Origin of the sequence: Sulfurimonas sp. (genome assembly GCF_028713515.1) — a bacterium.
Taxonomy (GTDB): domain Bacteria; phylum Campylobacterota; class Campylobacteria; order Campylobacterales; family Sulfurimonadaceae; genus Sulfurimonas.
The window spans coordinates 246,343-269,687 of record NZ_JAQTOD010000003.1; the positions used below are offsets into that span (position 1 = coordinate 246,343).

General features: G+C 36.9%; 22 protein-coding genes and 4 tRNA genes. 15 read left to right on the plus strand and 11 right to left on the minus strand.

Annotation, left to right across the window (positions count from 1 at the left end; translation table 11 throughout):
• Positions 1–62 precede the first annotated feature (62 nt).
• Positions 63–1,319 (minus strand): DNA recombination protein RmuC, encoded by a 1,257-nt coding sequence (locus PHV22_RS07635; protein ID WP_299946877.1) that lies wholly within the window; start codon positions 1,317–1,319, stop codon positions 63–65.
• A gap of 107 nt (positions 1,320–1,426) precedes the next feature.
• On the opposite strand from PHV22_RS07635, the gene dbpA reads away from it, so the two are divergent.
• Both dbpA and PHV22_RS07645 read left to right on the plus strand, forming a co-directional pair.
• On the plus strand, positions 1,427–2,797 hold the full coding sequence (gene dbpA / locus PHV22_RS07640; RefSeq protein ID WP_299946880.1) for an ATP-dependent RNA helicase DbpA: 1,371 nt from the start codon (positions 1,427–1,429) through the stop codon (positions 2,795–2,797).
• Positions 2,798–2,824: 27 nt separating this feature from the next.
• Positions 2,825–3,337: a YgjP-like metallopeptidase domain-containing protein gene (locus tag PHV22_RS07645; RefSeq protein ID WP_295022783.1), complete on the plus strand. Its 513-nt coding sequence runs from the start codon at positions 2,825–2,827 to the stop codon at positions 3,335–3,337.
• Between the two features lie 17 nt (positions 3,338–3,354).
• Here PHV22_RS07645 and PHV22_RS07650 read toward each other — a convergent pair whose 3' ends face one another.
• Positions 3,355–4,233: a GyrI-like domain-containing protein gene (locus PHV22_RS07650; RefSeq protein WP_295022784.1), complete on the minus strand. Its 879-nt coding sequence runs from the start codon at positions 4,231–4,233 to the stop codon at positions 3,355–3,357.
• 120 nt (positions 4,234–4,353) lie between these two features.
• On the opposite strand from PHV22_RS07650, the gene PHV22_RS07655 reads away from it, so the two are divergent.
• From PHV22_RS07655 to PHV22_RS07670, 4 genes are read left to right on the plus strand one after another with little or no spacing between them, the layout of a single operon-like run.
• A complete protein-coding gene (locus PHV22_RS07655) occupies positions 4,354–5,781 on the plus strand; it encodes an efflux transporter outer membrane subunit (RefSeq protein ID WP_295022785.1) in 1,428 nt (475 codons plus the stop codon).
• Positions 5,768–7,897 (plus strand): FUSC family protein, encoded by a 2,130-nt coding sequence (locus tag PHV22_RS07660; protein ID WP_295022786.1) that lies wholly within the window; start codon positions 5,768–5,770, stop codon positions 7,895–7,897. Before PHV22_RS07655 ends, PHV22_RS07660 begins: the two co-directional genes overlap by 14 nt.
• Positions 7,888–8,088 (plus strand): DUF1656 domain-containing protein, encoded by a 201-nt coding sequence (locus tag PHV22_RS07665; protein ID WP_295022787.1) that lies wholly within the window; start codon positions 7,888–7,890, stop codon positions 8,086–8,088. Before PHV22_RS07660 ends, PHV22_RS07665 begins: the two co-directional genes overlap by 10 nt.
• 7 nt (positions 8,089–8,095) lie before the next feature.
• The gene (locus tag PHV22_RS07670) at positions 8,096–8,998 is read left to right on the plus strand and encodes an HlyD family secretion protein (protein WP_295022788.1); all 903 of its coding nucleotides are present in this window, start codon (positions 8,096–8,098) and stop codon (positions 8,996–8,998) included.
• A gap of 66 nt (positions 8,999–9,064) precedes the next feature.
• Here the strand turns inward: PHV22_RS07670 and PHV22_RS07675 are convergent, their stop codons facing one another.
• From PHV22_RS07675 to PHV22_RS07695, 5 genes are all read right to left on the minus strand, one after another.
• Positions 9,065–9,571: a flavodoxin gene (locus tag PHV22_RS07675; protein WP_295022789.1), complete on the minus strand. Its 507-nt coding sequence runs from the start codon at positions 9,569–9,571 to the stop codon at positions 9,065–9,067.
• A gap of 279 nt (positions 9,572–9,850) precedes the next feature.
• Positions 9,851–9,939 (minus strand) — tRNA-Ser (locus tag PHV22_RS07680).
• 27 nt (positions 9,940–9,966) lie between these two features.
• A tRNA-Cys gene (locus PHV22_RS07685) sits at positions 9,967–10,040 on the minus strand.
• A gap of 24 nt (positions 10,041–10,064) precedes the next feature.
• Positions 10,065–10,151, minus strand: a tRNA-Leu gene (locus tag PHV22_RS07690).
• Positions 10,152–10,199: 48 nt separating this feature from the next.
• Positions 10,200–10,274 (minus strand) — tRNA-Gly (locus PHV22_RS07695).
• A 144-nt stretch (positions 10,275–10,418) separates the two neighbouring features.
• Between PHV22_RS07695 and ilvD the strand changes: the two genes are divergently transcribed.
• Genes ilvD through infC form a run of 3 tightly spaced genes read left to right on the plus strand, consistent with a single transcriptional unit; the run spans position 10,419 to position 14,447 of the window.
• Positions 10,419–12,104 carry a dihydroxy-acid dehydratase gene (gene ilvD, locus PHV22_RS07700; RefSeq protein ID WP_295022790.1) on the plus strand — a complete coding sequence of 562 codons (1,686 nt, stop codon included), beginning with the start codon at positions 10,419–10,421 and terminating at the stop codon, positions 12,102–12,104.
• A gap of 19 nt (positions 12,105–12,123) precedes the next feature.
• Positions 12,124–13,932: a threonine--tRNA ligase gene (thrS, locus tag PHV22_RS07705; protein WP_295022791.1), complete on the plus strand. Its 1,809-nt coding sequence runs from the start codon at positions 12,124–12,126 to the stop codon at positions 13,930–13,932.
• Complete coding sequence (gene infC / locus PHV22_RS07710; RefSeq protein ID WP_295022792.1) at positions 13,929–14,447, plus strand: translation initiation factor IF-3; 519 nt, start codon at positions 13,929–13,931, stop codon at positions 14,445–14,447. The genes thrS and infC overlap by 4 nt, the downstream gene beginning before the upstream one ends.
• A gap of 56 nt (positions 14,448–14,503) precedes the next feature.
• Here infC and PHV22_RS07715 read toward each other — a convergent pair whose 3' ends face one another.
• The gene (locus PHV22_RS07715; protein ID WP_295022793.1) at positions 14,504–15,823 is read right to left on the minus strand and encodes an MFS transporter; all 1,320 of its coding nucleotides are present in this window, start codon (positions 15,821–15,823) and stop codon (positions 14,504–14,506) included.
• Between the two features lie 107 nt (positions 15,824–15,930).
• Between PHV22_RS07715 and rdgB the strand changes: the two genes are divergently transcribed.
• Positions 15,931–16,545, plus strand: coding sequence for an RdgB/HAM1 family non-canonical purine NTP pyrophosphatase (gene rdgB, locus PHV22_RS07720; protein WP_295022794.1), 615 nt, complete (start codon positions 15,931–15,933; stop codon positions 16,543–16,545).
• Between the two features lie 186 nt (positions 16,546–16,731).
• Here rdgB and PHV22_RS07725 read toward each other — a convergent pair whose 3' ends face one another.
• Positions 16,732–17,502, minus strand: a complete 771-nt coding sequence (locus PHV22_RS07725; protein ID WP_295022795.1) for an undecaprenyl-diphosphate phosphatase — start codon at positions 17,500–17,502, stop codon at positions 16,732–16,734.
• Between the two features lie 90 nt (positions 17,503–17,592).
• Between PHV22_RS07725 and PHV22_RS07730 the strand changes: the two genes are divergently transcribed.
• The 4 genes from PHV22_RS07730 to PHV22_RS07745 all read left to right on the plus strand — a co-directional run bounded on the left by PHV22_RS07730 (position 17,593) and on the right by PHV22_RS07745 (position 21,173).
• Complete coding sequence (locus PHV22_RS07730) at positions 17,593–17,814, plus strand: MoaD/ThiS family protein (RefSeq protein WP_295022796.1); 222 nt, start codon at positions 17,593–17,595, stop codon at positions 17,812–17,814.
• A 3-nt stretch (positions 17,815–17,817) separates the two neighbouring features.
• Positions 17,818–18,255 (plus strand): molybdenum cofactor biosynthesis protein MoaE, encoded by a 438-nt coding sequence (locus PHV22_RS07735; RefSeq protein ID WP_295022797.1) that lies wholly within the window; start codon positions 17,818–17,820, stop codon positions 18,253–18,255.
• A gap of 175 nt (positions 18,256–18,430) precedes the next feature.
• A complete protein-coding gene (locus tag PHV22_RS07740) occupies positions 18,431–19,645 on the plus strand; it encodes a molybdopterin molybdotransferase MoeA (protein ID WP_295022798.1) in 1,215 nt (404 codons plus the stop codon).
• A gap of 79 nt (positions 19,646–19,724) precedes the next feature.
• Positions 19,725–21,173, plus strand: a complete 1,449-nt coding sequence (locus PHV22_RS07745) for an ankyrin repeat domain-containing protein (protein WP_295022799.1) — start codon at positions 19,725–19,727, stop codon at positions 21,171–21,173.
• A gap of 65 nt (positions 21,174–21,238) precedes the next feature.
• Here the strand turns inward: PHV22_RS07745 and PHV22_RS07750 are convergent, their stop codons facing one another.
• Both PHV22_RS07750 and PHV22_RS07755 read right to left on the minus strand, forming a co-directional pair.
• Entirely contained in the window at positions 21,239–21,802 is a 564-nt protein-coding gene (locus PHV22_RS07750; protein WP_295022800.1) for a ribonuclease HII, read from the minus strand.
• Between the two features lies 1 nt (position 21,803).
• Complete coding sequence (locus PHV22_RS07755) at positions 21,804–22,868, minus strand: ATP-binding protein (protein ID WP_295022801.1); 1,065 nt, start codon at positions 22,866–22,868, stop codon at positions 21,804–21,806.
• Between the two features lie 156 nt (positions 22,869–23,024).
• Here PHV22_RS07755 and rpsJ point away from each other — a divergent pair, with 156 nt between their 5' ends.
• Positions 23,025–23,336 carry a 30S ribosomal protein S10 gene (gene rpsJ / locus PHV22_RS07760; RefSeq protein ID WP_295022802.1) on the plus strand — a complete coding sequence of 104 codons (312 nt, stop codon included), beginning with the start codon at positions 23,025–23,027 and terminating at the stop codon, positions 23,334–23,336.
• Positions 23,337–23,345 lie beyond the last annotated feature (9 nt).

The following is a 23,345-nucleotide window of genomic DNA, read 5'->3' on the forward strand; positions in this document are numbered from 1 at the left end:
GAAGCTTTATTTAGCGTGTTTTTTAGTTTTGCAGGAGCTTCATTGTAGAGAATTATATAATCTTACTCTTCAAGTTGCTTTGTCACATGATTCGGTAATTTCTTAGAAGTTGCAGCACCCAATTGCTCTAGCTTTTGAAACTGGCTAGTTATGCTTCCCGCTCCGCTGTGGAGCCTTGAAAACGCCTCATCATATGTCTTTTGAACCGTTGCAATCTGTTTTCCAAGTCTGTCCACACTATCTATAAAACTTGAAAATTTATCAAAAAGCAGTCCTGCTCTTTTTGCTATCTCTTGAGCATTTTTCTGCTGATGCTCATATTTCCAAGTGTTCTCAACTGCACGCAGCGACACCATCAAAGTTGTTGGTCCAACCAAAATAACATTTTTCTTAAACGCTTCATCAAAAAGTGTATTGTCATACTCTAATGCCGCAAGCAAAGCACTCTCGATAGGCACAAACATAAAGATAAAATCAAGAGTTTCAACCCCCTTGAGATTTGCATAATCTTTCTGACTAAGCTCTTTTATATGTCTTCTCATTGAGGCGATATGCTCTTTTAAAGATGCTTCTTTTTGCTCTTCATCCTCAGCAGATGTGTACTTCTCATAGGCATTTAGAGATGTTTTTGCGTCTATGATAATATCTCTGCCATCTGGGAGATGCACTATAACATCAGGGCGAAATCTGCTTCCGTCACTCTCGTGTTCAAGACTGACCTCTCTCTCAAACTCAACTCCTTCGCGTAAACCAGAGTGGCTAAGAACACTCTCTAAAATCATCTCGCCCCAAACACCCTGCTTTTTACTCTCGCCTTTTAGAGCGTTTGTTAGGCTATTTGCATCTCTGCTCATCTGATGATTTATCTCTTTTATGCTCTTTATCTCGGCTTGAAGCATCGAGCGGTCTTTTGCTTCTTTTATGTAAACATCATCTATTTGTTTCTTAAACTCGTTAAACTGCTCTTTCATCGGGGCAATAATCTTACTGATGCTCTCTTGATTTTGTGAGGAGAATTTTTGTGAATTTGACTCTAAAATCCTGTTTGCAATCTCTTTAAACTCAAGCTTCATCTGCTCTTTGTTTTTCTCAAGAAGCTCAATTTTTTCACTATTTGCTCTTTTTTCCAGAGCCATTTGTGCTTCAAACTTTTCATTCAAGCCATTTATCCGCTCATTTAAAACACTATTTTGGCTATAAAGTGTTGAAGAGTTCGTAACTTCTCTATCAAGCAAATCTCTTAAATTTTTAACACTTAAAACCCAGATAGCCAGAGCGCCAAGTGCCACTCCAACGATAAGATATAATAGTTCAAACATATATTCTCTTTTTTATTGGATTATACAAAAAATAAGGACAATAGGTAATATACTGTATTATTGCACATTAAAAAGTTGTAAAACCATATTATAAATAAAGGGATTTTATGAATACAAAAGAGTTTAAAACACTTCCTCTCTCTGCTGAAATGTTAGAGAATTTAAAAGATATTGGCTATACAGAGATGACTGACATTCAGGCCGAGAGTTTGCCATATATTTTGCAGGGCAGAGATGTTATTGCTGAGGCAAAGACTGGAAGTGGCAAAACTGCGGCGTTTGGCATAGGCTTGCTTTATAAACTTCAAGTTAAAAAATTTAGAGTTCAAGCACTCATCCTTTGTCCCACAAGAGAGTTAGCTGATCAGGTTGCAAAAGAGATTCGTATGCTTGCTCGCGCTACTCACAATGTTAAGATTTTAACACTTTGTGGCGGCGTTGCTTTTGGTCCACAACTAGGTTCGCTTCGTCATGGTGCGCATATTATCGTAGGAACTCCAGGAAGAATTTTAAAACATCTAAAAAAAGATTCTCTATCACTCACAGATGTTGATACTCTAGTGCTAGATGAAGCGGACAGAATGTTGGATATGGGATTTAGCGAAGAGATAAACGAGGTCTTGACATTTGTACCAAAAGAGAGACAAACACTTCTCTTCTCGGCTACTTACAGCAAGGAGATTTTAGCCGTTAGTGCATCTATCCAAAACGACGCTATAACCGTAAAAACAACCGCGACCGAGAGCGGTAACAAAATAGTAGAGCGATTTTATGAGGTTGAATATGGTAAAAAACTAGAGGTATTGGTAAAAATATTTAGCAATTTCTCTCCAGATAATGCCATAGTTTTTTGTAACACAAAAGCTGAAGCCGATGAAATCGCTAACACACTACAAACAAAAAAGATAGACGCACTCTCTATTCATGGGGATTTAGAGCAGTATGAGAGAAACGATGTATTAGTTCAGTTTGCTAACAAAAGTTGTAGAGTGTTAGTTGCAACAGATGTGGCGGCTAGAGGTTTAGATATAAAAGAGCTCTCTATGGTTGTCAACTATGATATACCTCATGGTAGCGAGACTTATACTCACAGAATAGGACGGACAGGACGGGCTGGAGCAGAAGGACTCGCTTTTACACTCTACACTCCAAATGAAGCGCAAAATGCAAACGAATACAAAAGCAGAAATCCACTCTTTGAAGACGCATCAGAGCTCAAATCAATGAATGGGTTTGAGATGAAACCTACTAACATAACGCTTGTTATAGAGGGTGGGAAAAAAGATAAAGTTCGAGCTGGCGACTTGCTTGGCGCACTGACCGGTGAGGCTGGACTCGAGGGCGCTTCTATTGGGAAAATAGATATTTATGATAGACAGAGTTATGTTGCAATCAAAGCAAGTGAAGTAGATTATGCTCATGAGAAGCTAAAAAATGGAAAAATCAAAGGCAAAAAATTCTCCGTTTGGATTCTCTAACTAAGAGCTCTGCTATAGGATTTAAAAATGTATAGATACATCAACCACTATCCAGAGGTCACAAAAAATCAAGTTAGGGCGCTGGTTGAGCAAGAAAAACTTGGTCTTTATCTTAAAGGCAAATATAAAAATCTGCATTCGTATAAGACGGATAAAACGCTCTTTGGTTATATAAATAATCTAAAAAATGAGCATATGAAAAAGTCAAATCCACTTAGTAAAGTGCTTTATGATGGGAAAATGGATGTTGTGAGTAGCGCGCTAGGAACCCATCATTTCATCTCGCGAGTTCAAGGCGCTAAGCTAAAAGCAAAAAATGAGATACGAATATCATCAATGTTTAAAGCTCTGCCAGAGGAGTTTTTGGAGATGATAGCAGTTCATGAGCTAGCTCATTTTAAAGAGAAAGAGCACAACAAAGCTTTTTATAAACTCTGTGTCTATATGCAACCATCTTACCATCAAGTAGAGTTTGATTTGAGGCTCTACTTGACGCATCTAGAGCTCTATCCATCCAACTCTACAAATCTTTTTTTATAATCTATTGCTAAATCAAATCAGGCAAGTATTATCGGTATGTAATATTTAAGCGAGAAAAAACCATCTTCATTTAAAAAATTATTTTCGTCATAGATGAGAAAAGGCGGTTTGTTTGTGGTCTCATAACCGCTTGATGGAAGCCATTCATGATAAATCCACTGTACTAATTTTAGGATATCGTCATTGTACCCCTTTGCGCTAAACTCCGCATAGACTCCAGCGTTTAATTCAAAAGAAGGAAGATTTATTTTGCTCATGTTTTGAGTATCTTCTATGGATAAGCAGGCAACATAATTACAATCTTTTAGTGGAGTTATAATAGGGTTGTCATGATATATCGCTATTTGTGAGTAATTTTGTATATTGTTACTTAAAATAAAGGTCTGCAGTTTCTGCCAACATTTTTTTATCTCTTCACTATAACCATGATGGCGAATATAATAAACTGTGACAGAGGGCATTTTTTTTATGATAGGCAAGAGTTTTGAGTAGTCTCTGTTTGAAATAAGTTCTTTTGGAACTTCATTTATAATTTTATTTGAATACTCTATAAATCCCCCCTTTCTCCACTTTTTTGGACTCATTCCAAATCTCGCGTTAAAAGCCCTGATGAAAGAGGTTTGTGAGCCATATCCACATGTCGAAGATATTTCAGATATAGTAGAGTTCTTGTTTGTGATAAGAAGATTTGATGCTTTTTGAAGTCGTATAGATTTTATGGTTTCATAGATATTTGAGTCAAACTCTTGTTTGAAAATACGGTGCAAATGAAACTTAGAGAGATGGAAATCTTCGCTTAGAGTGTCTAGGTTGATTTGCGAATCAATATTTTCGTAGATATAGTGCATCAAATCATTTGTAACTTTTGTTCTAAGAAGTGCTGTGTCTTTTTTCATAATATTTATTATAGCAAGAAAAAAGAATTTTTATAGCAAATAATGTGAATTATTGAGTGTTTTTTTGTATGGAATAATAGTTTTGAAACAAATATAATGACGAAAATTTATGGATGGAAAATGAATCTAAAATTAACACTGTTATTGCTGTTGCCTCTTCTGTTTTTTAGTGCTTGTGTGCCGAAAATCCAGATGCAAAAACCTCTGCAAGCGCTCAATATAAAAGATGATATTGAAAAAAATGTTGTGATGTCTGATGGAGTAAAACTTAAAGTTGATTGGTACAAAGATTATGGTGATTCGCAATTAAATGAGATCATAGATTTTGCACTTAGTAGCTCCCCAAGCATAAAAAGTATTGAGGCAAAATACGCTCAGGCAAATAGCATTATCGCATCCAAACAAGCTGGCAATCTGCCGAGTATCTCAGCAGATGCAGGCATCTCGCGCGAACGCTTTAGTGAAAACTACATCTTTCCACCACCTCTAGGTGGAGGGACTGAAACTCTATACAAAACAGGCTTGTCTCTAAACTATGATTTTGATTTTTGGGGTTCAAGGGACTCAAAAATTCTCTCAGCAAAATATAGCGCAATGGCTCAAAAAACCTATATACAGGAGATAAAGCTTTTTCTTTCAACTACAATCTGTGAAATATATCTCTCATGGGATTTTGATGAAAAAAGAGTTCAACTGCTCCATGAAGTGAAAAAATTGCTAGAACAAGAGGAAAATATTTACCTTTTAAGTTTGAAAAGTGGACTTAGTGATGCAGTGATGTTTAACACTAAGAGATCTGAAATTGCAAAGCTCAATCAAGAAGTGCAGAGCATCAAGCGCTCCATCGAAGCAAAAAGGGAAGCCATCGCAATGCTTGGAGGATTTATGCCATCAGTCGCGGATAAATGGAGTTCTCCTAACATAAAAAGCATTGAAGTTCCTCTGCCAAAAGAGATACTTTTAAACCTCATCGCACACAGAGCGGATATTGCAGTGCAAAAATATATCGTGCTAAGCAAGGATCAAAATATCCAAAATGCAAAGGCTCAGTTCTATCCAAATATAAGCCTCTCGGCGATGACAAACCTTATCTCTTTTGATTTAGGTAAATTTTTTGGTCATAGCTCTTTTGCTCCATCGGCTGGGGTTGCTTTTTCTTTGCCTATTTTTGATGGCGGAGAGAGAAAAGCAAATCTCTCTGTGCGCACAAGTGATTACAACAGCTCTGTTAATGATTATGACAATGTTGTTATAAAAGCAGCAAATGAAGTGGTCTCTACACTCAAAAAAACAAAGATTTTAGAGAGCGAGATAGAGTTGCACACAAAAGAGGTTGAGGCAAAAGATTTTAATGTAAAAATAGCGCAAGATAAGTTCAGCGCAAAGCTTGCAAATAAGTTACCATATTTACAAGCAAAAAGAGAAGCAACACTAACTAAATTCGGCAGTATTGATTTAAGCAACACAAAAGCTCTGCTTGAAGTTCGTTTAATTAAAGCACTTGGTGGCGGGTATGTTGATATGGTGGATAAAAATGTCATTAAGTAAAACAGCGCCCTTTGGCACGCTGCTCATCTTTTCTCTGAAAAATGCACCAAAAGAGTGGTTGCTTAAAGATGCGCCAACGCTTATTTATATGGCAAAAGCAACGCTTGCAGCTCTGCTTGCTTTGATGATTTCTATGATGCTCACTCTACCTGATCCTAGAACAGCAATTTTTACGACATTTATTGTCATGCAGCCACAAAGCGGTCTTGTTTTTTCTAAAAGTTATTATCGTGTACTTGGAACAATTGCTGGCGTAGTAGTCTCGTTTTTGATGGTTGGAGCATTTGCGCAAGAGCCCATGTGGTTTATTTTCTTTTTTGCTATCTGGATTGGTATCACTACTGCAGCGGGCGTAAAGTATAGAAATTTTCAATCGTACGGTTTTGTTTTGGCAGGGTACACTTTATGTATCGTGGCACTTCCGGTTATCGAGCAGCCGATGGAGATATTTAATATTGCAACTTCGCGTTTCTCAGAGGTAATGGTTGGGATACTATGTGCGACAGTTGTGAGTGAAATTTTTTTCCCAAGAAAACTTTCTGATTCGCTGCTTACAAGCGAGAGAGAAAGATTTGAGAGCGTCCTTGCATCACTTGTAGACGAAAACTCTCTCTTTGGGGCACAAGATATGAAAGATGCAGAGGTTGTAAAGTTTTCAAGCGGGGTTGTTGGAGTACATGCAGTTGCAGTCAACAGTGCTTTTGAGAGTGCAATAGACAAAAGAAATAGGCTCTATTTGGAGCAGTTAAATATAGAGTTTATGCATCTCTCAACGACATTTCATTCGCTCAAAAATATTGTAGGCAACATAGAACTACACACCTCTAATGAAACTGTTGATAATTTAAAAAAGCTTTATGCTCCTTTTGCGAAGGTGCTCCAAAATGTTTCAAATCTTGATGAAGAGGGTTTTCATAGCATGATAAATCAGCTTAAAGAGTTAAAGGAGATTATACATTCTCGTTTCACAGAACAACAAAACAGTTTAGAAGCACATTTTGGCAGTGATGAGTATGATGCATTTCGCTCTGCTGGCTATTTGATAACAAGAATTTTGGATGAGTTTTTTATTTATGCAAACAGTTATCTTGCTTTTTACAGACTCAAAAGCTCAGGCAAAGCGACCAAAGAGCTAAGCCGAGTTGTGCGTTTTAAAACACATACAGACAATCTGCTTGTTACTCTTGCAGCACTTAGGGGAAGCGGCGTATTGCTTATTACGATGGCGTTTTGGATACTCAGTGGCTGGAAATATGGCACGCTCACCATTACAATGGCTGTTGTCATTGGCTTGCTTATTGGTACACTTCCAAGACCATTGGATGCCGTGATAAATTTTCTAAAAGGTGCTGTGAGTGCGGCTTTTGTAGCGGCTTTGTATGATTTTTATATAGTGCCTGAATTTGCAACAGATGCTTATACTCTTAGTCTTGTTGTCACACCCGTTTTTGCGTTTGTCGGATGGATGACGACTAAACCTAAATGGGCAGGATTTTCTTTGGGGTTTGTATTTTTATTTATGTCGCAAACCTCGTTTGATCTTTACTATAAAATCGACCCAACAACTTTTCTGGAAACAACCATCGCTTCTTTACTTGGAGTTAGTTTTGCAGGTGCGGCTTATATGCTTGTGAACTTTTGGTCATGCTCACTATCGCAAAAAAGAGTGGCAAAAGTTTTGCGTGGGCAGATTGTTTTTCTTTGCAATGCACCTTTAAATTTTCAGCGAGGCTCGCTAGAGAGCATGGGACGAGATATGATACAGCAGTTTTCAACGCAAGGACAACTCAATATTCGTTCAAACCGCCTTGTTTATGAGTGGCTGTTGGCAACTCTAGAGATAGGCGGTGCGATTATAAGAGTAAGAAAAAATCTAAATCGGCTAAATGGGGAGTTTAAAATGATAAACCAGTCGCTAGAAGGGATCAAACAATATTTTCAAGCACCGACAGAAGCTTTGAGGCAAAGCCTGCTGGAATCACTAAAAAATGCAATAAAGTCTCTACATGTAGAGCACAAGCAAGAGGCTAACATCGTCGCGGAGCTCCCACTTATTAGGACTATTTTGTTAAGCAGAGTGTCAATCCCTATGCCAAAGGAGGGTTCATGCCGCTAGATATTACACTATATGGTATTCAGATGCCTACTCTGTTGCCAATTTTTATAATTGTGGCTATTTTGCAAATCGCAATTGATGGGATTATTACCGACACTGGCATCTATCGTCATGTCTGGCATCCAGGGCTTTTTAAAATGGCTCTTTTTGTCTGTTTTTTTACATTAGCATGTTTAACTATTTATCATTGAGGAACTTATGAAAAACAGACTTTTTAAAATTTTACGCCTTATTATCACGCTTAGTGTGGTTGGTCTTGCTTTTTTTCTTGGACTCAAGCTATGGAACAACTATATGAATAGCTCATGGACACGTGATGGACGGGTGCGCGCTGAAGTTGTAATGATAGCGCCTGATGTGAGCGGTCTTGTAGCTAGCGTTAATGTTGTTGATAACCAATTTGTAAAAAAAGGCGATTTACTATTTCAAATTGATAAAGTAAGATTTGAGCACGCCTTGGCTGAGGCTAAGACTCTCGCTCAGATAAGAAAAGCAGAACATGAGATGAAGCAAAATCAGTATAAGCGTCGAGTAGGGCTTAGTGATGAGGTAATGTCAGAGGAAAATCGAAATGATGCTAAACTTGAAGTTGCTATAGCCAAAGCAAAATATGAAGAAGCAGCAATACAGATAGAGACAGCAGAACTTAATCTTGAACGCTCAAGCGTTAAGGCTCCAAGTGATGGCTGGGTGAGCAATCTTCTTCTACGAAAAGGGGATTATGTGCAAACTGGTGAGAGTCATATGGCAATGATCAAAAAAGACTCTTTTTGGATATATGGATATTTTGAGGAGAACAAACTCTCACTTTTACATATAAACGACAAGGCGCAGATGCGTATGCTCGGAACAAAATATATCATCCAAGGGCACATCGAGAGCCTAGCTAGTGGCATCTCAGACAGAGACAATGTAACAGATCAGAGACTTCTAGCCAATGTAAATCCAACCTTCACTTGGGTGCGTTTAGCACAACGAATCCCGGTTCGGATACATATAGACAGCGTCCCCAAAGGATTCGTGTTAGCAGCTGGAATGACTTGTTCGGTGAGTATAATTCAAAAAGAAGATAAAAAAAGTGATTTCTTAAACCTTAGGTAGGCTTTTTTGTATGAGTAGAAGGTGCCCACACTTTTTGTGTTGGCACCATTTTATAATTTTTATTAGCTAAAGTATCTCTGAACGAATTTGCTCACACCAATCATCAATACGACCATCGCTCATCTCACTTTGGTTATCCTCATCCAGAGCCAAACCTACAAACTGGTCTCCATCTTGAGCTTTTGAGTTATTGTGATAATACCCACTAGCAGGCCACTCTCCGATGATTTTTGCCCCTTTTGATTTAATTACTTCATAAAGCAACCACATAGCACCCAAAAATTTATCCGGATACTCCTCTTGATCACCCAAGCCAAACAAAGCAACTGTTTTTCCTGCAAAATCAATATTTTTTAACTTCTCAAAAACACTTTCCCAATCATCTTGAAGGTCTCCATCACCCCAAGTAGGTGAGCCAATGATTAGTTTTTCGTATTCAGATATTTTCTCGACTTTAGTGCTTGAGATATCGTAAATATCCAAAACTTCTACGCCGCCTAGTTTTTTTAAAATCTTTTTTGCGACACTCTCGGTATTTCCAGTACTGCTTCCATAAAAAATTGCTGTTTTCATATCATTAGTCCTCCTGTTTACAATAAACTATTTTAACAAAGCAATTGTCACTCTACTATAAAAGTATTTTTGCTTTATATTCTTATAATTTTAAATTTATATCAGTATATTTTTTTAGAGGAGGATATTTAAATTTTTTGGTGTTTTAATTGAAAAATTATTTATTTTTACCTTGCTAAATTGAGAGAAGAGAATATTGATTGCTCTAAAGGGAATATAAATTGATATAGTGATTAGTTATGAATAATTTCTGCAAAGCATGGGATTGTGTTTAAAAAATGGTGGACCCTCAGAGATTCGAACTCTGGGAGGTATAACCCTCGCCGGTTTTCAAGACCGGTGCTATCGACCAACTCAGCCAAAGATCCACATTTGTAAAGAAGTTACTATAAAATTGGAGGTGCCACCCAGATTTGAACTGGGGATAGCAGCTTTGCAGGCTGCGGCCTTACCACTTGGCGATGGCACCAGTTTCAACAATAATTTATAATAATGGTGCCCGAAGCCGGACTTGAACCGGCACACCCTTACGAGCGAGGGATTTTAAATCCCTTGTGTCTACCGATTTCACCACCCGGGCTTGGGTTTTTTCAAAGATATCGGATATCTTTTTTTTATTTTTTATTTATGGAGCGGGAAACGAGGTTCGAACTCGCGACCCCAACCTTGGCAAGGTTGTGCTCTACCACTGAGCTATTCCCGCATTTTTTGTTACTTATTTTTTAAGTGAGCGGAATTATAGCTATTTTATTTTTGTTTGTAAAGAGCTTTTATAAAAAAAATGAAAAAAATGGTACAATCCCGTCTATATTTATAAAGATAATAACACCACTAATTAAGGATTTTTATGAGAAGCGATACTATAAAAAAAGGTTTTGACAGAGCTCCGCATCGTTCACTGCTTAGAGCTACTGGACTTAAAGATGAAGATTTCGACAAACCATTCATCGGAATAGCAAACAGTTATATAGATATTATCCCAGGGCATTTCTTTTTACATGAGTATGGTGAAATAGTCAAAGCGGCAATTCGCGAGGCTGGTGGAGTTCCATTTGTATTTAACACCATTGGCGTTGATGATGGTATTGCTATGGGGCACGACGGGATGTTGTACTCTCTGCCTTCTCGTGAAATTATTGCAGATTCTATTGAGACTGTTATGAACGCTCACAAGCTTGATGCGCTTATCTGTATCCCAAACTGTGATAAGATTGTCCCTGGTATGATTATGGGAGCGCTTCGTGTTAATGTTCCTACTATTTTCGTCTCTGGCGGTCCAATGGCTGCAGGGCATAAAAAAGATGGTACGCCTATCGATTTATCAACTGCTTTTGAGGCTGTTGGTCAGCACGCTGAAGGAAAAATGACAGATGAAGAGTTGTATGAGATAGAGTGCAATGCATGTCCAAGCGGTGGAAGTTGTTCTGGCATGTTTACAGCAAACTCTATGAACACTCTTTGTGAAGCGATGGGAATTGCGCTTCCTGGAAACGGCACTGTTTTAGCTATGACACCTAAGCGAATAGAGATGGTCAAGGCGGCTGCTAAGAGAATTGTTGAGATGGCAAAGGCTGATGATAGTAAGTATAATCTGAAAAATGTACTAAACGAAAAAGCTATTCACAACGCATTTGTCGTAGATATGGCGATGGGTGGAAGTTCAAATACTGTTCTTCATATGTTGGCAATCGCAAGAGAAGCTGGTGTTGAGTATAAAATTGAAAAAATCAATGAAATAGCTGACAATGTCGCTCACATCGCTAAAATATCTCCATCATTAACAACTGTTCATATGGATGACATAGACAAAGCCGGTGGTGTTAATGCAGTTATGAAAGAGATAAGCAGAAGAGGCGGACTTCTTTATCTTGATAATCCTACTGTTACGGGTGAAACATTAGGTGAGAGAATAGCAGATGCTAAAATTTTAGATGAAGAGATTATTCACAGAAATGAAAATGCTTACTCTCAGATTGGTGGACTCTCTATTCTTTTTGGAAATTTAGCAACCGAGGGCGCAGTTGTAAAAACTGCTGGAATCGAGCTAAATATGAGACAATTTAAAGGCAAAGCAATCTGCTTCAACTCTCAACCAGAAGCGATTACTGGAATAATGAGTCATAAAGTAAAACCTGGAAGCGTAGTAGTTATCCGCTATGAGGGGCCAAAAGGTGGACCTGGTATGCAAGAGATGCTCGCTCCTACTGCGCTTATTCAAGGAATGGGACTTGGTGATAGTGTAGCTCTTATAACTGATGGTCGTTTCTCTGGTGCCACAAAAGGCGCTAGCATCGGGCATGTCTCTCCTGAGGCTGCTGAGGGTGGTTTGATTGCATTTGTTGAAGATGGCGATGAGATTGAGCTAGATACTGATAATCATTTATTGCGCTTGAATGTTAGTGATGATGTCATAGCAAAAAGAAAAGCAAATTATAAGCCTTATAAAAATGAAGTTAAATCAAAATGGCTTAAACGCTATCAGCTTTTAGTTTCAAACGCTTCAAATGGCGCAATTTTAAAAACAGAACTTTAAAAAGATAGGAATATATATTTTGAACGCAATAGCAATAAAACATAACGGCGAAATTATTGATTTACAAACAGCAAAAGAGCTTGGGTTTGAGGGTGAGCAGATTCACTTAGATAATTCTCCAGACTCACTAGAGATTCTTCGTCACTCAACAGCCCATCTTATGGCACAGGCCATCAAATCTCTCTATTCTGATGCGGAGTTTTATGTTGGACCAACCGTAAAAGAGGGATTCTATTATGATTTTAAAACCTCTCACGAGATAGGCGAGGGCGATTTAAAAGAGATAGAAAAAGAGATGCTCTCATTTGCCAAGAAAAAATATGATATTGAAAAATACGAAATCTCTATGGACGAAGCAAAAGAGAAGTTTAAAAATGATCATCTAAAACTAGCAGTAATGGAGCGAATCCCGAGCGAAAGAGTTTCTATCTATAAGCAAGGTGCATTTGAAGACTTGTGTCGTGGACCTCACCTGCCAAATATTGGATTAATAAGATACTTTAAACTTACAAAAATTTCAGGTGCTTACTTGGGCGGCGATTCTAAAAATGAGGTTCTGACTCGCATATATGGAATCGCATTTGCTGACAAAGAGTCGCTAAAAGCGTATTTAGACCAAATGGCTGAAGCTGAGAAAAGAGACCATAGAAAACTTGGCAACGAGATGAAACTTTTTACATTTCGTGAGGAAGTAGGTGCTGGTTTTCCTATCTGGCTTCCAGCAGGTGGCAGGCTTCGTGCAAGATTAGAGTCTCTTCTTTTTAAAGCTCACAGAAAACGCGGATATGAGCCTGTTCGTGGTCCAGAGATGCTTCGTTCAGACCTTTGGAAGACATCTGGACACTACCAAAACTATGGCGAAAATATGTATTTTACAAATATAGATGATGTGGAGTTTGGTGTAAAACCTATGAACTGCGTTGGACACATAAAAGTTTATGAAGAAGATTTGCACTCATATCGTGATCTGCCACTAAAATATTTTGAGTATGGTGTAGTTCATCGTCATGAAATGACTGGTGCACTTCATGGACTGTTTCGTGTTAGAGAGTTTACTCAAGACGATGCGCATATTTTTTGTAGAGCAGATCAAATTGAAGAGCAGATTATAGAAGTTGTTGATTTTGTTGATAAAATTATGTCGACTTTTGATTTCGATTATAAAATGATGATCTCAACTAAGCCAGAAAAAGCGGTTGGAAGTGACGAAGTGTGGGAAATTTCTACACAGGCACTAAAAAATGCAATGGATAAAAACAGTCTTGCTTATGAGATAGATGAGGGAGGCGGAGCTTTTTACGGTCCTAAAATTGACATCAAGATAACAGATGCAATCGGGCGAGAGTGGCAGTGCGGGACAATTCAGCTGGATTTTAACCTACCTTCAAGATTTGAGCTTGAGTACAACGGTGAGAATAATGACAAAATTCAACCCGTTATGATTCATAGAGCAATTTTAGGTTCATTTGAGCGTTTTATTGGTATATTAACGGAGCATTATGCTGGAGAGTTTCCAATGTTTATCGCTCCAACTCAAGTTGCAATCGTTCCAATAGCCCAACCACACAACGATTACGCTAAAGAGTTAGCAGATAAACTGATAGATTTAGGGGCAGATAGTGAAATCTACTCTAAAAATGACTCTTTAAACAAAAGAGTAAGAACAGCAGAAAAAACAAGAGTGCCAATGCTCGCCATTATAGGCGATGAAGAGGTTGAGTCTCGCAGAGTTTCTATTCGTGACCGTAGAACAAGGGAACAGTACAACATAAGCGAAGAGGAATTTCTAAAGCTTATTCAAACTAAAATAAATGAGGTAAATTTTTGACTAAAAAAGACCAAGTCATAATGAATGACGATATCCGTGTGCCAGAAGTGCGTTGTAATATAGATGGAGCAGAATCTTTAGGAATTGTTTCTATAGATGTAGCTATGGATAAAGCAAATGAATTAGGTTTAGATTTAGTTCTAATTGCTCCAACTGCAAAGCCTCCTGTTGCCAAGATTATGGATTATGGTAAATATAGATATCAAGAAGAGAGAAAACTTAAAGAGCAGAAGAAAAATCAGATTAAAATTGATGTAAAAGAGATTAAGTTATCTGTAAAAATTGCTGAAAATGACATTAACTATAAAGTAAAACATGCTAAAGAGTTTTTGGAAGAGGGCAAACATGTAAAGTTTCGTGTATTTCTAAAAGGTCGTGAGATGTCAAATCCTGAAGCAGGAAAAGATGTTTTGATGAGAGTTTGGCACATGATAGAAGATGTGGCTGTTATGGATAAACCACCAAAGTTTGAGGGTCGTTATTTTAACCTATATGTAACACCACAGAAAAATTAATCTTTTTATTATTCAGATAGTTTTAAAAACTATCTGAATTTCGCACACTAGAGTTTCTAACTACTTTTTGATATTTTAGCTGTTAACTCATCTCCACTCAAAGCATCTTTGAGGAATTTTATTGCAACAATATTTTCACTTTGATTTATATACCACTCTGCAATATGTTCATTTTCAAGTGTTTCTAACTTGTTCAAATCAACACTATCTTGCGCTAAATATAGGTGAGAGTATTTAAGTGGGTTTTGTAATTTAAGTGTCCATAAAAACCATATAGCGGCGATAATAGCAACCGAAACCCCGATAGTCGCTCTGTCGCTTATGCCTAAAAATAGTCCTGCTGAAGTTCCACCAATAAATGTCATAAAATAAGCCACAGAGTTTGAAGTACCAATTGCTACTCCTTTTTGATGCACTTTTGCAAATTTAGTAATCATTGACTGAACTAAAGGCTCCATCATGTTGAAGGCTATAAAAAACATAACTACACCTACAACAAAAATAGTGCTAGAAGCTGTAAGTCCCATAATCAAAAATGCCCCTATAAAAAGAAGAATCGATAAAAGAAATATCTGTTTTGGTTTATTATGCTTCTCTCCAAACACAGCTGCCGGACCCATCGCAGCAAGTCCAAGAAGCATAGCTGGTGCATAGGCCATCCAGAGTTCATTTTTTTGCCACCCAAAATCTTTTGTTAATACGATTGGAATCAGAACAAAAGCAACTGTAATAAGAGCTTTTTGCATAGCGTTAATAACAATCATATTTAAGAGATTTGGATTCTTTAAAATATCAGATTTTTTAGCAGTTGCGTGATATATATGTTTAATTTTTGGAGGAGTTGGAACCTTTGTAAAAAGTAAGATAATTGCAAAAACAGCTAGAGTTGCTGTAATAAAAAAAAGTGAACTTATACCAAACTTACCACTAATAACAGGTCCTAAGCCCATAGCGGCTGCAAAACTAAGAGCAATTGATGCTCCCATGATAGCCATGGCTTTTCCACGAATTTCTTCCGCAACTACATCGGATATCATAGCTGTTACAACTGAGCCAATAGCTCCTGCACCTTGGAGGAAACGCCCTGCCATAAGAGTATAAATATCTGTAGAAAAAGCACAAATTAAAGAGCCGACAAGAAAAATAAGCAGACCAAGTAACAGGGTTGGTTTTCGCCCTATTTTGTCACTTAACGCGCCAAGAGGGAGCTGGAAAATAGCTTGAGTTAGTGCATATCCACCAACAACCATACCAACTAAAAATGGTGTTGAACCTTCTAATTCTAATGCAAATACAGAAATAACTGGAAGTACAAGAAAAAGACCAAGAAAACTAAGAGATAGAATTGCCGAGAGAGGTAGTATTTTTTTAAACATTTTCTGCCTTAAACAGTATATAATTTGTGAATTATAATGAAAAAACATTTACACAAACTTTGTGACATAAAAAATTATATAATTAAAGCGAAAAATAAGGATAAAAAATGAGGTTAATACTTGCAACTTCAAACAAAGGCAAGGTCAAAGAGATTAAGGCGCAATGTAGAGATCATGAGGTTGTGCCATACAGTGAACTGATGGAAGAGTTTGATATTATCGAGGACGCCAATACATTTAAAGAGAATGCGCTTATAAAAGCACGAGCTGTGTTTAAAGCTTTGCAAAATAGATTGCTCTTATGTGAAGATGCGGTCGTCATTGCTGATGATAGTGGAATAAGCGTAGATATTTTAGATGGTAGACCAGGAATATATAGTGCAAGATATGGTGGAGAAGGCGCAAGCGATAAAGATAATCTTAACAAGCTTATGCAGGAGATTAAAGCAAAAGGTGCTCTCTCTTCGCCAGCTCATTACACGGCGGCAATAGCGGTTGTCACAAAGGATGGGGAGTATAGTGTTCATGGTTGGATGCATGGGACTGTGTTGAGTGAAGCAAGGGGAAGCAGTGGCTTTGGATATGATCCAATTTTTGTTCCTGATGGTTATGATAAAACTTTAGGGGAGCTAGAGGATGAGATAAAAGAGAAACTTTCACATAGATCAAAGGCTCTCTGTTTAGCCAAGATAGTTATAGAAAATATCACTTCTAAGATGTGAAATAGTTAAAAGTCATAGCAACGCTTGATTAATTAAATTATAGTCTATAAGAATCTACTGCTTAGTTTCAAAAAATTTATCTCAATTTTTTTGAAAAAAAAATCTAATTTTGAACTTATTGTTTGAGTTGATTTCATGATCTCTCCCTGAAACTATTTGAGTAATATCAAGCAAATTTTATTCCAATTAGTTAAAGTAAAATAGAAGCAGAGCCCCAAAAAGGATTCTGTATACGCCAAAAGAGACAAATGTAAATTTGTCTAAGAATTTCAAAAAAAGCTTGATTGTCAGATATGCAACGACGAAAGAGATACCAAACCCAACTGCCAAAACCATGAGATTTGCATCGCTAAACTCTTTGTAGTGTTTTAGCAGATCATATCCTGAAACAGCACACATAACTGGAAAAGCTAGTAAAAAACTAAACTCCGCACTTGTTTTTCTGTTTAGTCCAACTAAAAGAGCACCGACAACAGTTGAGCCAGCTCTGCTTGTCCCTGGAATGAGTGCTAGCACTTGTGCAAAGCCAATTATCATAGCCTGCTTGAAAGTCACGCTCTCCACATCGGTCGTAAAATGGCTATTCTCATCGATAAAAAATTTCTCTACAATTAAAAATACAATGCCACCAACAATGAACATTATTGCAACTATGCTTATGCTAAAGAGCTCTTTTATTTGTGAGGAAAAGATAAAACCAACTGTTCCAATTGGAAGAAATGCTAAAAAAACTTTGCTCCACAAATCTATCTTTTTAAATGTAAATTTATCTCTGTAGCTAAAAACCACCGCCAAAATCGCAGCTAATTGAATGATAACCTCATACGCTTTTGTAACATCCGTCTGTTTTATGCCTAAAAGTTCACTAAAAACGATTAGATGCCCAGTTGAAGAGATTGGTAAAAATTCCGTAAATCCTTCTACGATGCCTAAAATTATTGAATCAAAAATTGTCATTATTTCTCTTTTTATCTATATGATTAAGTGCGCTATTATACATGCTTTAGTTAATCTGAGATATAATCAACAAAAAAATAGGAGCAACTTTTGGTAAGAGTAGAATTTTTAGGTCCAATCCAAAAAGAGCCATTGGAACTAAATATTACAAATTTAAACGAGTTAGCAAAAATACTCAAAGATGATGAAGAGATGCAAAAGTGGTTAGAAAATTCGGCGGTAGCAGTAAATGATACTCTTGTAAGTAGCAGAGATATTGAACTAAAAAGTGGCGACAAAGTATCTCTTTTACCACCTGTTTGTGGGGGTTGATGAGTGTTGTACCTATGTGAGGGAGCGCTTGATGTTCCTGCTATTTTAAAAAAATGGTACGAAGATGAAGCAAAAAGTAATTATGGAGCATATATCCCTTTTGTTGGAACAGTTAGAAGTGAAGGTGGAATTGATGGTCTTAGTTTTGATGTTTATGAGCCGATACTGAACTCTTGGTTTGATGCTTGGCAAGAAAAAGCGAAAGAGAAGGGTGCTATTATAAAAATGGCTCACTCAAAGGGCGATGTTATGCTTCATGAATCCTCATATATCACAGCAGTTTTTTCGCCCAAACGCCGTGTTGCGCTAGAGTTTATAGATGAGTTTGTAGAGGATTTTAAAGCATCTGCGCCCATTTGGAAGTATGATATTATAGATGGTAAAAGAGTTTATGCACTTGAGCGCTCAACTGCTATAAAAGGGAGTGGCTTATTATCTTAAAGAGTAAGTCATATTTTAGAAACGCTAGATAATGGCATTTTTTGCCCATTTAGTCGCCACAGCGGCGCAAGCGGAGTCTGGGGACTTTGTTTCTAGGCGGGACTAGCAAGTGGAGGCTTCCTTCATTTTGCAAGGTGTTCCTTGAGGGCATGCAATAAAATTAAGGATTTTTAAAATGAGTCTATTATCTTATGAAACAAGTCAAGATATGTTGAATTTGCTAAAGGTAAATTCTAATAGATATGAAAGTATTGCACTTAGCTCATCTTTGGGAAGAGTTTTGGCAGAGGATATGGTAGCCCAGTTTAATGATCCTCAATTCCCAACAGCCTCAATGGATGGATATGCCGTAATTCACGCTGATTTACAAAATAAATCCATCCTAATTCTTGGAGATAATCCAGCAGGGCATGAAGAAAAGAGAGCTATTAAAAGTGGCGAGTGTATAAAGACTTTTACAGGCTCTATGATGCCTCATGGCGCAGACACTTTGATTCAGATAGAAAATGTGGTTGTTGAAAATGGAACAATTATCATAAACGAGGGTGTTATAAAAGGTTCATCAGTTCGCCCTATTGGCGAAGGATTCAGAGCTGGTGATGTGCTAATAAAAAAAGGTACAAAGATAGGTTTTGTGGAAATTGGGGTAATGGCATCACTCAATAAAGTGATGGTAAAAGTTGCACTTAAGCCTCGTGTTGCGGTTGTCTCAACTGGAAGTGAAATCCTTGATCTGGGTGTAAGCAGTGATAACTCAGCACAAATCAGAAGCTCAAACAACTATACTTTGTGTGCTCTTTTTGAACAAGCAGGGGCAGAGTCTATCCAGCTTGGAACCGTAGGCGATGACAAAACTTCTATAATGCAGTCGTTTGAAAATGCTCTTGCTTGTGCTGATATATTGGTAAGTACTGGTGGCGTTAGTGTGGGTGATTATGATTTTGTAAAAGATATCATCCCTCGTCTTGGTGCTGAGGTTATCTACAAGGGTGTCGCAATAAAGCCTGGTAAGCATGTTTTAGTGGCACAAAGAGGAGATAAATTTATTTTAGCTCTTCCTGGATTTGCCTACTCCTCAACTGTTACCGCCATACTATATGTTCTTCCGCTTATTGCCAAAATGCTTGGTAGAGAAAGTGTATATAAAATAATAGAAGCAAAGCTGAGCGAGGATTTTAATAAAAGAAGCAAATTAACAGAGTTCACGGCGTGCAATGTGGAGATTTTAGATGGCGAATATTTTATAAATTTTAAAGATAAAAAAGTTGGAAGCTCAGCGATTCTTACAAATATGCTAAATTCAAGTGCTCTGATGATAAGTGGCGAAGATGATGGAAATCTAAGTAGTGGTACTTTTGTAAATGTTATTTTGCTTGAAAATATACAGTAGATTTAATTTTTATAGCTCTAGATATTGTTAAAATACAATCTAAATCTTAACTGTTTGTCTATGCGAGGAGTGTGATATTATGAAAGAAAATATTTTGATAATGTTATTTGTGATGGGTGCTATCTTCTTCTCTGGGTGTGCTCCGATGATGAGTCCTTCGGTAGAGGCAATTACAAAAAATGATATGGTTACTTTAAAAAGTGAGCTTGCCAAGGGAGTTTCTCCGAGTTATATCCAGGGAGCTCCGTATGTGGTATATAATGGTTTTTCACTCGCAGCACTCGCTATTCTTCATAATAGAGAAGATATGTTTAAGATGTTAATTGAAGAAGGCGCAGATATAAATCAATCTCTTAAAGGTCTTGTAAATATAGAATATTCTCCTGAGCAAAGTGCTATGTCAAAATTCAAACTGTTTCTTGATTACAAGGCAGAACCATCGCAGTTACTTCACTACTCTTGTGGTCAGCCAGCAGTAACGGAAATGTTGCTTTTAAAAAAAGCTAATCCAAATTTTGAAATCAATAACTCTTTTGAACTAGATAGATGTATCAAAAAAATAGAGGCAATCAATAGTAGTATCAAATACTACGATTCAATTCATGTTGATGTCACTACATTTAAAAAAGTAAGTTCTAACTATCTAGAGAGTGTGTCCTTGCTAATAAAGCATGGAGCGAATGTAAATTTAGTTAAAGATAAAAACTCGAGCCCACTTGACTATGCTATTGCAACAGGTGATATTAATCTAGTTCAGCAACTACTTAAAAAAGGAGCTGATATAAATTATGTTGACAGGAATGGATATACGCCATTAATGTATGCCTCTTCGCGCAATTACATTGAGATTGTTAAGCTGCTTCTAGCTAATGGAGCGGACACATCAGCAAGAGACAAAACTGGAAAAAATGCTGCCGACTGGGCACTGGGACTAAATTATATAACTATCTATAATACTATCATCACTTTTGGGCAAACTAGCACTATAGTGGATAAAAAAACTACTGAACCAAAAAAATCTTTTGATGAGCTCAAAGCCATTCTTGCAAGCGGTGATCGTAAAAAATTACGCACTTTTTTAGATGAACACCCAGAGCAACTTAGCGGTATTGAAGATCCAGTGTTAAAGCTACTTTATACTGGTCCAGCTACTTTTCGTATCATCGACATAGTGGCGCTACACAAAGCAAACAAAAAAGATGTGATTATTATCGCTAAAATAAATGCGTCAGAAGGAGCATATAAATCTTTTACAGAAGATGATATGGCTCAATTAGAGAAGATGGGACTCTCTGATGAGGTAGTGGCTGCCATGATTACAGCCAATACACAGTACCAAAAAGAGCAAAAACTTCTCACCAAACAGCAAGTTGTGCAACAGCCCATTGCACAACAGCCAATTGTGCAACAACAGGTTACACAACAAGAAAGTACCGCAGGGAATGCTGTCGTTAAAGGTGTTCAAGATGCTGTTATCCAAGAAGGCGCTAAGTCATTAGTGAAGCACTTCCTTCCATTTAAGTTTTAAATGTATTGTGAAAATTTCTTATTTAGCTCCATGGTATAGATGGAGTTAAAATAGTAAATCTTTTGTCATATTAAACTGGGAGTTAGCGCCTTTAGCTTATAGCTTCTTCTATGAATATCACAATATCCATATTTTTTAATCATCTCTACATGAAGTGCTGTTCCATATCCTTTATGCTTTTCAAATTGATACAATGGATAGATAAGCGCCTCTTTTAGTATATCTCTGTCATGAGTTACTTTAGCTAAGATGGAGGCCGCACTAACTTCTGCGATTTTACCATCAGCTTTTATCATGGTAGTGATTCCATCCACTCCAAACGAGGAGTTTCCATCAAAAAGATACTCTTTGCTGCTTAGATTTTTTATAATCTCTTTTAGTCCTCTGTTTAAACAGAGTGAAATTCCATTATCATCAATCTCTTTGGCACTAAATTTTACTATATGATATGTTGAATTTTTAATGATTATTTCATATAGCTCTTCTCTTTTTTTTGCCGTAAGTTTTTTTGAGTCATTCAATCCATCAATATTGCAAGCCAATACACAGCCAGCAATAACTAAATCACCAGCAATTGGTCCTCTTCCAGCTTCATCAATTCCACATAAATTACCAAATTCCATTTTCATCCTAATCTCCTATCGCCCAAATATCAAAAGGTATCATTTCAACTTTTGATAGTGGATGATTTATCTTTCCCTCTTTGCTCATTGTAACAACTGTTATTTTTTTAACTTGGTATCTAAAGATAAAAGCCTCAATAGCCTCCATTTTCTTAAAGAGTGATCTCTCTTCGGCAAAAGGCATTCCCAAAACTACTTCGTCACTATTAGGGAGATAAAAATCTATCCCATCATCATAATAACACGCTGTGCTTGATTTCAAAAGCTCTAAAAAAATCATATTTTCAAAAAGTTTACCAAAATTTTTATCTATTGTCAGTGCAGATTTCAGAGAGGTATCGCAAAGATAAATTTTTCTAATAGCTTTTGGATGGTTAACTTTTTGAAGCTGATGAATGTAGTTTTTATTGCTTAGATCCTCAAAAGACTTATATAGTTTATCTTTAGAGATTTTTCTTGTTGATTTGATTCTCTCATATATAGAAAAAGGGGAGATTTTCTGTGCCATCATTTTTGTGCAGTAAACTAAAAGATCAAACTCCATCTCACTAAGAGTGTACTTCAATGTTTTTTGGATAAAAAGTGCTCTCTCGTCAGCGTTAATTTTGTGCATAGATGCAAATCCTCCAAGCTGAAAGAAGTGGTTTAACGCCGTGGAGTCATATTTATGCTCATACGCTAAAAACTCCTCATAGTCAAGTGGATAGAGAGTGATTGTGGTTAAAAACTCAATATCGAAGTTTTTTTCGCAGCAGATTATGAGTTGAGAGACATTTGCTACTTTAACCTCTTTTTTGTAGTTATCTAAAACGAGAGTGTTGATTTTATACTTTAGACAAAAAGGTTGTAAATCGCTGTTTAGCGTCTCAATATTAATTCTGACATCGTTGCAATCTATATAGAGGTAGCTATTTTTTTTAAATCCAAGCAGATAATTTTTTACAAGTTTTGTCTTTCCGCTTTGAGTAACTCCATTTATCTGATAGCTTGAATCATCCAAAAAAGTTTTTCTAAAATGAAATTTATCAATAGTAATGTCGGTTTTATATAGTTCTTCAAGTAATATTTCCATATCGCTATTTTACAGTTTCCTTATTAAAAGGAAGTTAATTTTAGTAAAAAACCATTTTTAGTGCCTATTTACTTGAATATTAGAGTTTCTTTAGATACAATTCCGCTCGTTTAAAAATGTTAGGCATGACCTAATGAGTTCTTTAGAAGGAAAAACATGGAAAAAATTCGTTTAAAATTGAAAGCTTATGATCATCGTGTTCTTGATAGATCTGTAGCATCAATCGTAGAGGCTGTAAAGCGTACTGGTGCGGTAATCCGCGGTCCGATACCTTTGCCAACAAAGATTCGTAAATATACGGTGATAAAATCTCCACACATTAACAAAAGTTCTCGTGAGCAGTTTGAAATCCGTATGCACGCTAGAGTTATTGATATTGTTTCTGCAACGCCTGAAACAGTTGATGCTCTAATGAAACTTGATCTTGCACCTGAAGTGGATGTTGAAGTCCGCTCTATGGATAAGTAGGGAGCTGGT